Consider the following 16268-nt stretch of genomic DNA (forward strand, 5'->3'; position numbering starts at 1 on the left):
ACCCGTTTCCGCAACAAGAACAAAAATAGTACAAAACTATTTCAAAGGCTTGCACAGAAAAGCAAAGCGGTTAATGCTCCCGCCATGCGTCCGTCTGTACTTGATCCGTTTTTCGCTTCCGTCCGCTCGCTTTCCGGCATTGGCCCGAAAGTTGCAGCTTTGCTTGGCAAACTTTTAGGCACAGATGTGCCTGGAGCCGAGCCAAAAGTTGGCCAGCTTCTTTTCCTGCCGCCTCACGGTGTGATCGACCGGCGTAACCGCCCCGGCATTGCTTTTGCGCAGGAAGGTGCAATTGTTACGCTGGAAGTGAAAGTAGATCAGCATCAGCCAGCACCGCGCGGAAAAGGCAATGTCCCGCATCGTGTGATCGCACATGATGATACAGGCGAAATTGTCCTCACCTTTTTCCATGCGCAACTACCATGGCTTGAAAAGACGTTGCCCGAAGGCGAAACTGTCATCGTCTCAGGCAAGGTCGAATGGTTTAACGGACGCGCCTCGATGGTGCATCCCGATTATATTGCAAGCCTTGTAGATGCGGCCAATCTACCAATGGTCGAGCCGGTCTATCCGCTGACGGCTGGGCTTTCATCGAAAACGCTTGGCCGCGCGATGAAAGAAGCACTAACCCGCGTGCCTGTTTTGCCTGAATGGATTGACGGACCGCTGATTGCGCGGGAGCGTTTTACCGCTTTCAAAGATGCGCTCGACACAATGCATCTGCCCGAGGATCCGAGCGATATAGCGCTTGAAAGTATTACACGCCGCAGGCTGGCCTATGATGAGTTTCTGGCAGGCCAACTTGCGCTAGCACTGGTACGTGCCAAAACCCGCCGCCTTTCCGGACGTCCGCTCGAAGGTAATGGCCGCATTGTTACTGAAATCATGCGCCACCTGCCCTATAAGCTGACCAAAGGTCAGGATCAGGCAGTTCGCGAAATCATCTCCGATCTTAAATCACCGGAACGCATGCTGCGACTGCTGCAAGGGGATGTGGGCTCCGGCAAGACAGTCGTTGGCCTTTTATCAATGGCGCATGCAGCTGAATCTGGCGGGCAGTCAGCATTGATGGCGCCCACCGAAGTTCTGGCGCGGCAACATTTTGCAACGATTGCGCCACTTGCTGAAAAAGTCGGTCTGAAAGTGGCTCTGCTTACTGGCCGCGATAAGGGCAAAGAACGAACTGCTACACTCGAAGGCCTGAAAAGCGGTGAGATCGATATTATCATTGGCACACATGCGCTTTTTCAGGAAAAGGTCGAATATCACGATCTGGTCTTCGTTATCATTGATGAGCAGCATCGCTTTGGTGTGCATCAGCGTCTGATGTTGACGGCCAAAGGCACAGCACCTGATATGCTGGTTATGACGGCAACGCCGATCCCGCGCACACTCGTGCTGACAGCCTTCGGTGACATGGATGTTTCCAAGCTGACCGAAAAACCAGCTGGACGTCAACCGATCACTACCGCAATTCTGCCAATGGAGCGGATGAACGAACTCGTTGAGCGCATTCGGAAAGCGATTCACGAAGGCCAGAAAATCTATTGGATTTGTCCACTGGTGGAAGAATCCGAACTCGTTGAACTGACTTCTGCTGAAGAACGGTTTGAATCATTGAAACCTGTCTTTGGCAACAAGATCGGCCTCATTCATGGCCGCATGAGCGGTGCTGAAAAAGACGAAGCCATGCGCGCTTTCAAGCAGGGCGAAACGCGGCTGCTGATTGCAACAACTGTTATCGAAGTCGGTGTCGATGTGCCGGATGCAACCATCATCGTCATCGAGCATGCGGAACGCTTCGGCCTCTCGCAATTGCATCAGTTGCGCGGACGCGTTGGTCGTGGCGACAAGCCCTCCACCTGTCTTCTGCTTTACAAAGGTCCGCTTGGCGAAATTGGACAGGCAAGACTCAAAGTGATGCGTGAAACAGAAGATGGTTTCGGCATTGCCGAAGAAGACCTGAAACTGCGTGGTGAAGGCGAACTGCTCGGTACAAGGCAATCAGGCACGCCGGGCTTCCGGCTGGCGTCGATTGAAGCACATGCTGATCTTCTGGAAATCGCCCGCAAAGATGCGCGTTATATTCTGGCGAGCGATCCCGATCTTGAAGGCGAACGCGGGCAGGCTTTGCGTGTGCTACTCTATCTCTTTGGTCGCGACGAGGCGATCCGTCTGCTTCGCGCAGGGTAAAAAAAATGGCCGCATCGCTGCGGCCATTTCTGTTTTTATTCTACCGTCACAGACTTCGCCAGATTGCGTGGCTGATCGACGTCCGTCCCCATCAGCAATGCTGTGTGATAGGCCAACATCTGGATTGGCAGAGCATAGACCAGCGGTGTGATGAATTCCGGAACGTCAGGCAGGACGATTGTAGCCATCGTATCGATGCTCGCAGACGCAGCACCCTTCTTATCAGTGATGAGAATGATACGACCGCCGCGTGCCGCCACTTCCTGCATGTTGGAAACGGTTTTCTCATAAAGACGATCCGACGGCGCAATAACAATAACCGGCATGGTCTCGTCAATGAGTGCAATAGGGCCGTGCTTCAATTCGCCAGCCGCATAGCCTTCAGCATGGATGTAGGAAATTTCCTTGAGCTTTAGCGCGCCTTCCATAGCCAGCGGGAACGATGTTCCGCGACCGAGATAAAGCACATGATTGACCTTGGCCAGCTCGTGGCAGACCGCAGCAATCTGGTCTTCAAGCTTCAGAACCTGATTGATGAAACGCGGTGCTTCGGAAAGCTGGCGCACCAGTTCCTGTTCGCGCTTGTCATCAATCGCACCCCGTGCTTTTGCAGCAGCAATGACAAGCGAAGCCATCGTTGAAAGCTGGCACGTGAAAGCCTTGGTCGATGCAACACCAATTTCAGGACCGGCAAGCGTCGGGAACACGGCATCCGATTCACGCGCAATGGTCGAGCCGGTGACATTGACCACCGAGGCGATCTTCAAACCCTGTGACTTACAGTACCGCAGCGAAGCAAGTGTATCCGCCGTTTCACCAGACTGCGAAACGAACATAGCGAGCGAATCTTTTGAAAGCGGCATTTCCCGATAGCGGAATTCCGACGCAATATCGCTATCGACCGGCAGACGTGCGATCTGCTCAAACCAGTATTTGCCAACCGACGCCGCATAGAAAGCCGTACCGCAAGCAGAGATCGTCAGACGATCAATCTTGCTGAAATCTATGCTGACTGCTTCCGGGCGCACCTTACCAGTGGTGAAGTCGAGATAATTAGCAAGCGTATGGGAAATCACTTCCGGCTGCTCAAACATCTCTTTTTGCATGAAGTGGCGATGATTGCCCTTCGAGACCTGCATGTTGGCTGTCTGCGACTTCTGGATCGCGCGCTCAACCTCTACATTGTTCTCATCATAGACGGTCACTCCCTTTCGCGTCAGCACGGCCCAGTCGCCATCTTCAAGATAGGCAATCGTATCTGTAAAAGGCGACAGTGCAATAGCGTCGGAGCCGAGGAACATTTCACCGTCACCATAGCCAACGGCCAATGGTGGTCCCTGGCGCGCTCCGATCAAGGTTTCTTCGTCGCCCTCAAACAGGAAAGCGAGAGCAAAAGCACCCTGCAACAATGGCAGACAATCGCGCACGGCTTCAACCGGCGATTTGCCCTTATTCAGTTCGCGCGTCACGAGATGCGCAACAGCCTCGGTGTCGGTTTCTGTCTCGAACTTGTAGCCTTCAGCAGAAAGCATAGCGCGCAGTTCGGCAAAGTTTTCGATAATACCGTTGTGAACAACAGCCAAACGCGGCGTGATATGCGGATGTGCATTGCGCTCAACAGGCTTGCCATGTGTGGCCCAACGGGTATGTCCAATGCCAATCACTCCCGGAAGCGGTTCACCTGCAAGGCGCTTTTCCAGATTGACCAATTTGCCTTCCGCGCGACGGCGATCAAGCTTTCCACCCAACAGCGTAGCGATACCAGCGGAATCATAGCCGCGATATTCAAGCCGCTTCAGCGCATCAACCAGACGCGGTGCAACTTCGTCATTGCCGATGATACCGATAATTCCACACATAGAGTGCTCCAAATCCAAGATTCACGCATATAGCTGCGATTTAAAACTTATAAAGCAGAACGGCAACCCGGAGGATTGCGGCTATTGTCATCCAATAGTCTTTTATTTCTTCGCCGTTTTAGCCGCTTTGATGGCAGCGTACTTCTCACGAAGCAGCTTTCCACGACCTTCTTTTGTTTCCTGTCGCGCACGACCAAAAGCCAAAGCGTCGGCAGGAACGTCATCCGTGATCGTGCTACCAGACGCGATATAGGCATTGTTACCAATCGATACGGGCGCAACGAGCGAGCTATTTGAGCCGACAAACGCGTTTTCACCAATCACGGTCTTATATTTGTTATAGCCATCGTAGTTGCAGGTGATCGTGCCAGCGCCGATATTGCTTGAAGCACCCACCACCGCATCGCCAATATAGGTGAGATGGTTGATCTTTGCTCCCTTACCGACTTCTGCATTTTTGACTTCACAGAAATTACCGACTTTTGATTTTTCGCCAAGATTTGCACCCGGACGCAAGCGCGCAAACGGTCCAATCTCAGCGTTGACACCAATCTTTGCGCCTTCAATATGCGAAAAAGCATGGATAAGCGCACCTGATGCAACATGAACCTTCGGTCCGAAGAATACATTCGGTTCGATGACAACATCAGCTTCGACCAGCGTATCATGCGAGAAAAACACGGTTTCAGGCGCGATCAACGTGACACCGGCGAGCATCATTTCCTGACGCTTGCGATTCTGCCAGATGTTTTCCGCAACAGAAAGCTCTGCGCGATTGTTGATGCCAATCACATTATCGACCGGCACTTCAATCGCTACAACATTCAGGCCCTTGCCATGAGCAAGGCCGACAATATCCGTGAGATAATATTCACCCTTGGCGTTTTTGTTCTCAACCGCATCGAGCAATGCAAGCGCGTGGGCGCCGCGAACGGCCATCAAGCCGCCATTGCAAAAGCCGATTTTCTTTTGCTCGTCGGTCGCTTCTTTTTCCTCTATAATGGCGACAAGCTTGCCGCCTTCTTCAATCAAACGACCATAGCCGTGCGGGCTTTCAGGACGGAAACCGATAACGACAACATCAGCACCCTCTGAAAGCTTGTTACGAGCAGCTTGTAACGAATGCGCCTCGATCAGTGGTGTATCACCAAAGACGATCAGCAAATCATCATAACCGCGTTCAATCGCGTCACGTGCCGCCAGAACAGCATGCGCCGTGCCAAGCCGTTCCTTCTGCTCAAAAGCAGAAACAGCATCGGCAACTTTTTCGACAGCGCCGCGTACTTCATCAGCACCACGTCCGACGACCAGCGCAACGTCACTCTTACCGGTGCCCTGCACCGCTTTGACCACATGCGACACGAGCGGCAGGCCAGCCACCTGATGCAGAACTTTTGGCAGGTTCGACTTCATACGTGTGCCTTCGCCAGCGGCAAGCACGATGGAAAGGCAGGTACGGTCTGTCATGATATCGTCCAGAATAATTGAAGGCTTATCTGCTCAATAGCATCAAAGCGTATATGGAAGCTTACAGTGCGTTATCCAAGTCTGCCCAATGCCGGGAAAGTTTCTAGCAGCCAGAAAGAGAACGACTGCATTCCGCCTGTCAAGAAAAGGACGCCAGCGGCAATCAAAAGAACGCCCATCGCTTTCTCGACTTTGCCAAGGTGCACACGAAAGCGCGACAAAAACCGCATGAAAGCGCCAGAGAAAAGCGCTGCGATCAAAAACGGAATCCCAAGCCCAAGCGAATAGACTGCCAGCAGTGCAGCGCCCTCACCGACAGTGCTGCTGCCACCTGCTAAGGTGAGGATTGGCCCCAACACCGGACCGATGCACGGTGTCCAACCGAACGCAAAAGCCAAGCCCATAACATACGCGCCTAATGGCGTGGCAGGTGCGCTGCGCGCCTGAAAGCGCGCTTCGCGGGACAGGAATGAAAAGCGAAGAACGCCGAGGAAGTTGAGGCCCATCAGTATAATGACAACGCCTGCAACCATTGCGATTTCCTGCTGCCACATACGCAGGAATGCGCCGATAGAAGACGCTCCAGCGCCAAGCGCGACGAAAACAGTGGTAAAGCCAAGAACAAAGCAAATAGCAGCAAAAGCAAGCGAGCGACGATGGTTTGGTGCCGCAGCGACTCGCGTTTCCTTTTCCGCGCGAAAATCTTCAACGCTCACACCTGCCATATAACAAAGATATGGCGGAACCAGCGGCAATACACAGGGCGAAAGAAATGACAGTGCCCCTGCCCCGGCCGCCGTTAAATAAGAAACACTAAGCACTAAAACCTCTTAATATCAGACCGGATGTTTGTTATATCAAACATACAAACAGCTCTAGTCATTTGTTTTTGAACAAAGTCCGGAGGGGTTTGTAAAAATCTCTCAATTTATCTCAAAACTTTTGCGCTCACGCTATTTCATTCAGCCTTATAGCCCAACTTCGACATTAGTTTAAATATTTTCAATGCGGCATCTCGTTCGAACACAAGTTCGCCCTAAATCAGGATCATTTGCCAGATTTTAGATTGCTCCAGACTGGACAACGCTCCGATGAGCTTAATTGACGATGAAGAACCTTCTTTAACACCGCCACCTGCCAAAAGTTCTTTTGCGTGGCTGAGACGTTACCAGCATTTTCTGTTTCCGATAGCAGGCATCGCAATCGCGCTGCTCGCGATCTATGTTCTGGGTAACCTGCTTCAGAATACGTCGCGTAAAGAAACGCTTGATGCTTTCCATGAAATGCCATGGAGCATCATCGGCCTCGCCGTCTTGTTTACGATGCTCAGCTATGCAGCAGTCGCACTTTATGACGTCGTTGCAGTGGATACCATCGCACCCAATCAGATTCCGCGCCGTATCGCTGCGGTTGCGGGCGCCGCAGGCTATGCGATCTCAAACGCTATTGGCTTTTCGCTGCTGACTGGCGGTGCACTTCGTTACCGTATTTATGCAGCCGAAGGCATTAGTCTGGCCGATATCGGCAAGATCGTTGGCACTTCATGGTTTGCAATCTGGTTTGCGCTCATCATCATGGTGGGTGCTGCCCTTCTGATCGATCCACAAGATGTACCGTGGATTTCGACTATTGATGCTCGTATTGATATCGTCGCAGGCATTATTATTCTCGGTGGGATCGCCTGGCTGATCTATTGGCTTTCCCATGGCCAGCGGACGTTACGCGTTGGGTCGCTCAGCCTGCGCTTGCCAAACTCAAAGGGCGCGATCACACAAATTCTCGCTGGCCTCGTCGATGTGGGTGCTGCCGCAGCAACGCTTTACGTTCTGATGCCACAGGCTGCTGTTCCAAGCTTCGCAGTTTTCTCACTCGTTTATGTGATTGCGATTGTCCTTGGTATCGCAAGCCATGCGCCGGGCGGCCTTGGTGCTTTTGAAGCAACCATCATCGCAGGTCTAGGGATTGGCGATAATCCGCAGGCGATTGCCGGTCTGCTGGCCTATCGCGTGATCTACACCGTCATGCCGCTCGTGGTTTCGACAATTGGCCTGCTCATCTGGGAAGCTATGCGCCGCAGGCAAATGCTTGGGCGACAAGCGAAATTTGCCAAGCGCCTTGTTGAGCCGCTGATACCGGGGCTTTCCGCCAGCATCATCTTCCTTGGCGGAATTATATTACTCGTTTCGGGCGCGACACCCGATATGCGCTATCGCGTCAAAATCCTTTCAGGCATTGTACCGGAATTTTTTGTAGAGACATCGCATCTTGCTGCCAGCCTTGTTGGCGTTGCTCTTCTCATTGTCGCTCGTGGCTTGTTCAAACGGCTAGAGCGCGCTTGGATTGCGGCCATCGTTCTTCTTCTGTTTGGTGCTGTTTTCTCGATTGCCAAGGGGCTGGACTGGGAAGAAGCAAGCATTCTCTGCGTCTTTGCGCTTGCTCTATGGGGTTTCCGGGACTCCTTTTATCGGCGTCCGATTTCCGGTCCCTTTGAATTAAGCTGGAGCTGGATTGCTTCAGTCGGCACGACGGTGATTGTCTCGACATGGCTCGGTTTCTTCGTCTATCGCCATGTCGAATACTCCAACAATCTATGGTGGGATTTTGCGTGGAACGATAACGCACCGCGCTTCTTGCGCGCAACTGTGCTGGTCTTTGCGGTTGTCGCAGCATTCGGTTTGCATTCAATCATCAACCGACATAGTCAGCGTAAACGCAAACGCGACTATTCAATCCCCGATGCAGTTCCAACGCTCGTCGCAGAATGTCCGCACACCGATGCAGCACTTGCTATGCTGGGCGACAAGCAGTTTTTGCTGGCACCCGACGACAGCGCTTTCATCATGTATGCGCAGTCAGGCGGAAGTCTCATTGCCTTGGGCGAACCAATAGGCACAGTGCAAAGCGGCAAAGACCTCGCATGGGCATTCCATAGTCTTGCCGACAAAATGGCGCTTCGCACAGTGTTTTACGGAGTTGGTCCGCAAAGCCTACCGCTATTTCTTGATATGGGGCTTGTTGCTCTTAAGCTAGGCGAAGTTGCGCGCGTAAACCTGGCAGACTTTTCTCTAGAAGGTCCACGCAGACAACCATTCCGTTATGCAGACCGCAAGGTTGATAAGGACGGACTGACTTTTGAAGTCATCGACGTAGAAGACGTGCCGCCACTCTTGCCACGTCTGCGCGAAATCTCTGATGCATGGCTGGACCATAAGTCAGGCAGCGAAAAAGGCTTTTCGCTAGGCTATTTCGACGATGATTACATGAAGCGCTTCGATGTTGCCGTTCTCAAAAAAGACGGTGAGATTGTCGCCTTTGCAAATCTTTGGCGCGGAGCCGAAAAGTATGAAATCACCGTCGATCTCATGCGTTACATGCCGAATGTTCATAAGTTGCTGATGGACGCACTTTTTGCCAAACTGCTCATGTATAGCAAAGATCAGGGCTACAAGTGGTTCAATCTGGGTGCCGCGCCGCTCTCGGGCTTAAACCGCAGCAGACTGGCGTCACGGTGGAACCGCTTTGGCTCGTTCATCTACCGGCGCGGCGCTGATCTTTATCACTTTGATGGCCTGAAAGCCTTCAAGGAAAAATTCGATCCCGTCTGGACACCGCATTATATGGTTTGTCCCGGCGGTCTCGAAACACCGCGTGCACTTATCGATGCAACAACCCTGATTAACGGCAGCCCCCTGGAGTTTATCCGCAAATGAAGAAGCGACGCATTCTTTTGACAGTCTTCGGATTGGCGCTGCTCGGTGCAGCAGGTGCATATGCTGCAATGCATTCAGGCAAAATCGCTCGTCATTGGGCACAGTTCTTCAATGCTGACGAGCCAGTCATCCATGCAAGTGCAGAGCGACTTTCAAACATTCCGGTCTATATGCCGAAAGGCGATCCAGTCGGGCTTTCCATATTGCTGAGCGACGAAAACGGCATCGGCGATAATGAACGCAACTATATGGATGCAATGCTTGCACGCAACATCATCGTTCTTCCGGTCGAACTCGGCCCATGGCGGGCGGCACTCGATAAGGAAGACGGCGAGTGTAATTATCTCGACTCAGACTTTGAAGCCATTGCAAAGGAAGCACTGCGCGGACTGGATCTCGATGTCTATTTCCATCCAGTCGTAACCGGCATTGGACAAGGCGCCACAATCGCTTATGCAGCCGCTTCTGACTCTCCAGATGCGACGATTGCCGGCGCAATCGCTCTCGACCCCACGCCAGCAAAAACCCGTCTGCCTTCTTGCACGGAAGAGGCTGATGCCGTCAAAGCACCGGGCGGTGGCTTCACTTATGAATATGATGCGAAAATGCCTGTATCCACACTTGTAATTGGGCCAACAGGCTCGCCAGTCAACAATCCGTTGGAAGCGCGACAGAAAAAAGTAGCTGTGTTGCAATCCGGGCCAGATTTCGCTTCCCGTATGAAGATGGCGGTCGACAATGTGGTTGCCATGGCGGATCAGGACGCCAAAAACGAAGCACTGCCTATCGTTGATCTTCCAGCTAAAGGCGGAAAGGCTGAAATGGTTGCGGTGTTTTACTCAGGCGACGGCGGCTGGCGCGATCTCGACAAATCCATTGGTGAATGGCTGCAAGCAAATGGCGTTCACGTTATCGGCGTCGATTCACTCCGCTATTTCTGGTCAGAGCGCACGCCTGAAGAAATTGCGCGCGATACGACAGCAATGATCCAGAAAGCCGATCCGACAAATAAACTGCCGGTCACGGTTCTGGGCTACTCGTTCGGTGCGGATACATTCCCCTTCGCATGGAAATATCTGGACCCGGCAATGCAAGATCGCACAAAGATGATTGGCCTATTGGGTGTCGAAACAACGACGACGTTTCAGGTTTCAATCGAGGGTTGGCTTGGTATGGATGGCGACAAAGATGTCGTGCCAGCCATCTCGACCATCCCGCTTGATCGCGTCGTCTGCGTTTATGGCGAAGAGGAAGACGATACAGCTTGCACCGCACCAGAACTTAAAGGAGCAGACCTGATGAAGCTCGCTGGCGGTCATCACTTCGATGAAAACTATGAGCCAATTGCAGCTGCGCTCTATGAGAAAATGCGCTCACACGCTGGCTTGCCACCACGTCCAGCAAGTTAAATAATGGGATCCGAAGTCTGACGATGCTTGTTGGGGCTTACAGGGAAGATACTGTCGCTTCTCTAAAAGCTCGGTATCGTTTGGCTTCGGATAACCTCCATACAGTTTTATAAAACGCTATCCCGCATTTGTGCCGTTTGCTCCTGAACGCCTCCTTATATTGAGGCGTCACAGACAAACGCTTAATAAAGCAAACGAAGAGAAATCTTCATTTTTTTTCAGAAGAAATCCATAACATTTTGGGTGAATGAGATTACCTAACTACCCTGAATCATGGACTAATTCTTCATAGTTCGATGCCTAATTGACATTATACAATTTTGATTAATTCGATCCTCAGAATATGATTAAGCATTCCATTTACAGGCGCATTTCATTTGAGAGCTTCTGACGTCCCCTCCTAAAACATACGAGTTTTGTTCGTAGCGCTGCATCACGCCAGCATAGCATTTAATAGTTCAACCGAACTGCCGTCACACGTTCCCAATTATTTTTTGCAATTTATTGCAAATGATTTGCAAAAGCGATTGAAATTGGTCTATTCCTACTTTATGCAAATGATAATTATTCGCATCTGAGATACAGGGTGCATCAAAACCACAACTATCGCGCGCCACTTACGACCAATGTTTTACAGGCTTGGCAAATACCCCGAGGAGAAGGCAATGCACCGTCGCTTAAACCGCAGCTTTTTTTCTATTATCTCCATCAGCTTAAGTTTGCTTTTTACATCAGGGGCCGCAATTGCTGGCGAAAAATTCAAAGCCGTTACGACCTTTACAGTCATCGCTGACATAGCCCGGAATGTTGCTGGCGATGCTGCGACGGTTGAATCGATCACCAAACCGGGCGCTGAAATCCACGAATATCAACCAACCCCCGGCGATCTTATCAAAGCACAAGGCGCAGACCTCATTCTTTGGAATGGGCTAAATCTCGAACTCTGGTTCGAGAAATTCTTTTCGCGACTCAAGAATGTACCAAGTGTGGTGGTGAGCGACGGCGTTGTGCCAATGGGAATCACCGAAGGTCCTTACAGCGGCAAACCAAATCCCCATGCGTGGATGTCCCCCACCTCCGCACTCATTTACGTCGACAATATCCGCGACGCATTCGTGAAATATGACCCGGACAATGCTGACACTTACAAAGCCAACGCCGAAAAATACAAAGCCGAAATCACTGCGACCATCGATCCAATTAAAGCTGAATTCACGACAATCCCAGCGGAGAAGCGCTGGCTTGTAACGAGTGAAGGTGCATTCTCCTACCTCGCCCGCGATTTCGATCTGAAAGAGCTTTACCTCTGGCCAATCAATGCCGACCAGCAAGGAACTCCGCAGCAAGTGCGGAAGGTGATTGATGCTGTTCGCGCCAATAACATCACAGCCGTTTTCTCGGAAAGCACCGTTTCAGCAGCTCCAGCAGAACAAGTCGCACGCGAAACTGGCGCGAAATATGGTGGTGTTCTCTATGTCGATTCACTTTCTGAAGCAGACGGCCCAGTTCCGACCTATATTGATCTTCTGAAAGTCACTTCGGACACGATCGCCAAAGGCCTCAAACAATGAATGCTCGAGTAAATCATCTCACTCAGGAGCAAGCCACGCTTAGTCAAAGCGCGGCTCAAGGCTTGAGCGTGAAAAATGCGACTGTCACATATCGCAACGGCCATACAGCACTGCGCAATGCCAGTTTTGAAATACCAACAGGGACGATCACTGCGCTTGTTGGAGTGAACGGCTCCGGTAAATCGACGCTTTTCAAGGCGATTATGGGCTTTGTCCACCTCGCGAAGGGCAATATTTCGATTCTGGGACAACCGGTTAAGCAGGCATTGAAAAAAAACCTCGTCGCTTATGTCCCGCAGAGCGAAGAAGTTGACTGGAATTTTCCTGTTCTGGTCGAAGACGTCGTCATGATGGGGCGCTATGGGCATATGGGAATGATGCGCATTGCACGTCGCGCCGATCACGAAGCGGTTGAAAAGGCTTTGAGTCGCGTCAACATGCTCGATTTTCGCAAGCGGCAGATCGGCGAACTATCGGGTGGCCAGAAAAAGCGCGTATTTCTAGCTCGCGCGCTTGCGCAGGATGCGCAAGTCATCCTCCTTGATGAGCCTTTTACGGGTGTGGATGTTAAAACTGAAGAAGCAATCGTAACCCTTCTGCGTGGCCTTCGCGATGAAAGTCGGGTGATGCTGGTTTCAACGCATAATCTTGGCAGCGTGCCTGAGTTCTGCGACCGCACCGTTCTTGTTAAGAATACAGTGCTTGCCTATGGGCTTACAGAAGACATTTTCACGCAAGCAAACCTCGAAAAGGCTTTCGGAGGCGTATTGCGCCACCTCATTCTCGATGAGAAGACCAGCAAGAATCGATCAGCCATTGGCGTGATAACAGACGATGAACGCCCCTTTGTGCTTTATGAGCATAAACAGGAAGGGCAGAATTAATGTCCCTGCTGCTCGAACCGTTTTCTTATGGATATATGCTCAATGCCATGTGGGTTTCCGCGCTCGTCGGTGGTGTTTGTGCATTTCTGTCAGCCTATCTGATGCTCAAGGGCTGGTCGCTCATTGGTGACGCCCTCTCCCACTCCATCGTGCCAGGCGTCGCAGGTGCTTATATGCTGGGCCTGCCATTCTCTATCGGCGCATTCTTCTCGGGTGGACTTGCGGCAGCTGCAATGCTGTTTCTCAATCAGCGAACAAAACTCAAAGAAGATGCGATTATCGGGCTAATTTTCACGGCCTTCTTCGGTCTTGGCCTGTTCATGATTTCGCTGCGGCCAACCTCAATCAGCATTCAGACCATCGTGCTGGGCAACATTCTGGCGATCACGCCCGGCGATATTTTACAATTAGCAATCATTGGCTTCGTATCGCTCGCTCTGCTTTTGCTGAAATGGAAAGACCTCATGGTGGTGTTTTTCGATGAAAGCCATGCGCGTTCCATCGGCTTAAAGCCAACAGCGCTGAAAATTATGTTCTTCACACTGCTTTCAGCATCGACGGTTGCTGCAATGCAGACAGTAGGCGCGTTTCTCGTCATCTGCATGGTGGTGACGCCGGGCGCGACTGCGTACTTGCTTACAGATCGCTTTTCACGGCTTTTGTGGATTGCAGTGCTTATTGGCGCGATAACGAGTTTCATCGGCGCTTATGTCAGCTATTTCATGGACGGCGCAACAGGCGGCATCATTGTTGTGCTGCAAACGCTCGTGTTTCTCACTGTATTTTTTTTGGCACCCAAGCATGGCATGCTTGCAGCACGCAGGCGCGCGGCCAAAGCATTGCAGGAGGTTGAGCTATGAGCTTTTCCGAAATGCTATTGATGCCATTTCAATTTGACTTCATGCTCTATGCGCTGATTGCATCAGTGTTGATTGCCATTCCAACCGCCCTGCTCTCTTGTTTTCTGGTTCTCAAGGGTTGGTCGCTAATGGGAGATGCCATCAGCCATGCAGTACTACCCGGCGTTGTGATTGCCTATATGGTCGGCCTACCGTTTGGAATTGGAGCCTTTGTTGCCGGTATGGTCTGCGCACTGGCTACTGGTTTTCTCAAAGAAAACAGCCGCATCAAACAAGATACTGTCATGGGAATCGTCTTCTCAGGCATGTTTGGGCTAGGGCTTGTGCTTTATGTTTCTGTACGCGCCGAAGTTCACCTTGATCACATTCTATTTGGAGACATTCTGGGCATCAACACGGGCGATCTTATCGAGACCGCAATTATCGCCGCTGTGACCGCAGGCGTTTTGATTGTCAAATGGCGCGACTTTCTGCTTCACGCATTTGATCCGGCCCAAGCGCGTGCCGTCGGATTGCCGGTACGACTTTTGCACTATGGGCTGCTCTGCCTGATCTCACTCACCATCGTCGGTGTTTTGAAGGCTGTTGGAATCATCCTCGCAATCGCCATGCTGATCGCGCCCGGAGCAATTGCATTCCTGCTCACGCGCCGGTTCAGCAGTATGATGATCGTCGCTGTTATCGTTGCGGTATTCTCGTCGTTCATGGGCGTCTATCTGTCATTCTTTATCGACAGTGCACCAGCACCAACAATCGTTCTGCTCATGACGGGCATATTCATTGCAGCTTTCCTGTTTTCATCGTGGCGCACAGCAAAGACAGAAGCACAGCATGCGGTTGAAAGTGCATAACTAATTTACCAGTGAGCTGTCCTTTCTTGTCGGAACAGCTTGCGTGCAGCGTGGACAGCTTTGCAAAGCTGTCCACGTTTTTGCACAGCTGCGCAGCCTCAGTCATATGGTTGTTATAAATCCTCGGTAGATAACGACAACAACAGGCAGCACATAAAAACTGCTCCCTAATTCTCAGCACATTAAAATTGTTGCTTGTCGAGGTAAAATAAAAATGCTTCAATCCCAATTGCACGGCTGTGCAGAAAAAATAAAACCGGCCGTCGATCCTGGGGAGGATACGCAAATGCCTGCGTTTTTGGAGGTAGCGGATGCACGCGTCCGTTATGGCAACAATGAGATTCTTAAAGGTGTAGACCTTTCGGTTAAGAAGGGTGAATTCGTAGCGCTGCTTGGCTCGTCAGGTTGTGGTAAAACCACCTTGCTGCGCGCCATCGCGGGTTTCAATACACCGAGCGAAGGCGCGATCCGCGTCGGCGGAAAAGATGTCACCCGCCTGCCACCTGATAAACGCGGCATGGCCTTGGTGTTCCAGTCCTACGCGCTCTGGCCACATATGACAGTGGCGCAAAACATAGGATACGGACTGCGCATTCGCGGCACAGCAAAAGATACAATCCGCAGCAAAACTCAAGAAGTTGCGCGGCTGTTAGGGCTTGATGCACTGCTTGATCGGAAACCAGCTGCCCTTTCCGGTGGCCAGCGCCAACGCGTCGCCCTTGGCCGTGCATTGGCGATAGAGCCAGATATTCTGCTGCTGGATGAACCGCTATCTAATCTTGATGCACGCATTCGTCTCTCTGTTCGACACGAAATTAGCGCATTGCAGCGCCGCCTTGGCATCACGGCGGTTCATGTGACCCATGACAGAGAAGAAGCCATGGTCATGGCTGATCGCATCGTCATCCTGAACAATGGTGAAGTCGCACAAGCTGGCGCACCAGAAGAAGTCTATAATCATCCAGCATCTGATTTTGTTGCCGCTTTCATGGGCGCTGAAAACAACGTCGAGTTGCCGATAAGCGTGACAGCTGATCGTATCGAGATCGCAGCCGGGCCACATAACAAAGCAAGCACAATTCCCGCTGGCCGTCGCAATCTGTCAGACGGCATTGCAACTGCCCGTTTCCGTAGCGAAGCTGCAAAGCTGACCAATCCGGGCACGCCCGCTTCTACCACGGTGCCAGAACTTATTCTGTCAGGAACAGTCGACCAGACAAGCTATCCCGGCGGCCTCTGGCGTCACATGGTGAATGTCGGCGGAAAACATCTTTTGGTCGATACACACGAAAGCCATCAACCCGGATCTCAGGTTGAAATACGCATTCCAGAACAGTCACTTTTCCTGTTCGACAAATAATCTGCTTAGCTCAACCGGCTTTCATTTTTCTATGCACACCTGTGCATTTTAAACCAAGCCAATCGCAGCAGACATAGCAGATCAACACAGAATTGCGGGCCGTA

General features: G+C 51.5%; 11 protein-coding genes. 8 read left to right on the forward strand and 3 right to left on the reverse strand.

The annotated features are described in order from the left end of the window. Positions 1 to 84: 84 nt before the first annotated feature. On the forward strand, positions 85 to 2193 hold the full coding sequence (gene recG, locus J2782_RS10160) for an ATP-dependent DNA helicase RecG (protein ID WP_404989620.1): 2109 nt from the start codon (positions 85 to 87) through the stop codon (positions 2191 to 2193). Between the two features lie 35 nt (positions 2194 to 2228). Here the strand turns inward: recG and glmS are convergent, their stop codons facing one another. From glmS to J2782_RS10175, 3 genes are all read right to left on the reverse strand, one after another. After that, entirely contained in the window at positions 2229 to 4052 is a 1824-nt protein-coding gene (gene glmS / locus J2782_RS10165) for a glutamine--fructose-6-phosphate transaminase (isomerizing) (RefSeq protein WP_310011994.1), read from the reverse strand. A gap of 102 nt (positions 4053 to 4154) precedes the next feature. After that, positions 4155 to 5519, reverse strand: a complete 1365-nt coding sequence (gene glmU / locus J2782_RS10170; RefSeq protein WP_310011995.1) for a bifunctional UDP-N-acetylglucosamine diphosphorylase/glucosamine-1-phosphate N-acetyltransferase GlmU — start codon at positions 5517 to 5519, stop codon at positions 4155 to 4157. 71 nt (positions 5520 to 5590) lie between these two features. Beyond that, a complete protein-coding gene (locus J2782_RS10175) occupies positions 5591 to 6340 on the reverse strand; it encodes a cytochrome c biogenesis CcdA family protein (protein ID WP_310011997.1) in 750 nt (249 codons plus the stop codon). 270 nt (positions 6341 to 6610) lie between these two features. Between J2782_RS10175 and mprF the strand changes: the two genes are divergently transcribed. The 7 genes from mprF to J2782_RS10210 all read left to right on the forward strand — a co-directional run bounded on the left by mprF (position 6611) and on the right by J2782_RS10210 (position 16164). Next, complete coding sequence (mprF, locus tag J2782_RS10180) at positions 6611 to 9229, forward strand: bifunctional lysylphosphatidylglycerol flippase/synthetase MprF (protein ID WP_310011998.1); 2619 nt, start codon at positions 6611 to 6613, stop codon at positions 9227 to 9229. Beyond that, a complete protein-coding gene (locus J2782_RS10185; protein WP_310012000.1) occupies positions 9226 to 10638 on the forward strand; it encodes a virulence factor family protein in 1413 nt (470 codons plus the stop codon). The genes mprF and J2782_RS10185 overlap by 4 nt, the downstream gene beginning before the upstream one ends. 665 nt (positions 10639 to 11303) lie before the next feature. Next, the gene (locus J2782_RS10190; RefSeq protein ID WP_310012001.1) at positions 11304 to 12209 is read left to right on the forward strand and encodes a metal ABC transporter substrate-binding protein; all 906 of its coding nucleotides are present in this window, start codon (positions 11304 to 11306) and stop codon (positions 12207 to 12209) included. After that, a complete protein-coding gene (locus J2782_RS10195) occupies positions 12206 to 13093 on the forward strand; it encodes a manganese/iron ABC transporter ATP-binding protein (RefSeq protein ID WP_310012003.1) in 888 nt (295 codons plus the stop codon). Before J2782_RS10190 ends, J2782_RS10195 begins: the two co-directional genes overlap by 4 nt. Continuing rightward, positions 13093 to 13953, forward strand: coding sequence for a metal ABC transporter permease (locus J2782_RS10200; protein WP_310012004.1), 861 nt, complete (start codon positions 13093 to 13095; stop codon positions 13951 to 13953). The genes J2782_RS10195 and J2782_RS10200 overlap by 1 nt, the downstream gene beginning before the upstream one ends. Continuing rightward, the gene (locus J2782_RS10205) at positions 13950 to 14804 is read left to right on the forward strand and encodes a metal ABC transporter permease (protein WP_310012005.1); all 855 of its coding nucleotides are present in this window, start codon (positions 13950 to 13952) and stop codon (positions 14802 to 14804) included. Before J2782_RS10200 ends, J2782_RS10205 begins: the two co-directional genes overlap by 4 nt. Positions 14805 to 15090: 286 nt before the next feature. After that, positions 15091 to 16164: an ABC transporter ATP-binding protein gene (locus J2782_RS10210; RefSeq protein ID WP_310012007.1), complete on the forward strand. Its 1074-nt coding sequence runs from the start codon at positions 15091 to 15093 to the stop codon at positions 16162 to 16164. Positions 16165 to 16268 lie beyond the last annotated feature (104 nt).

The sequence above is a fragment of the Brucella pseudogrignonensis genome (assembly GCF_031454375.1).
GTDB lineage: Bacteria > Pseudomonadota > Alphaproteobacteria > Rhizobiales > Rhizobiaceae > Brucella > Brucella pseudogrignonensis_A.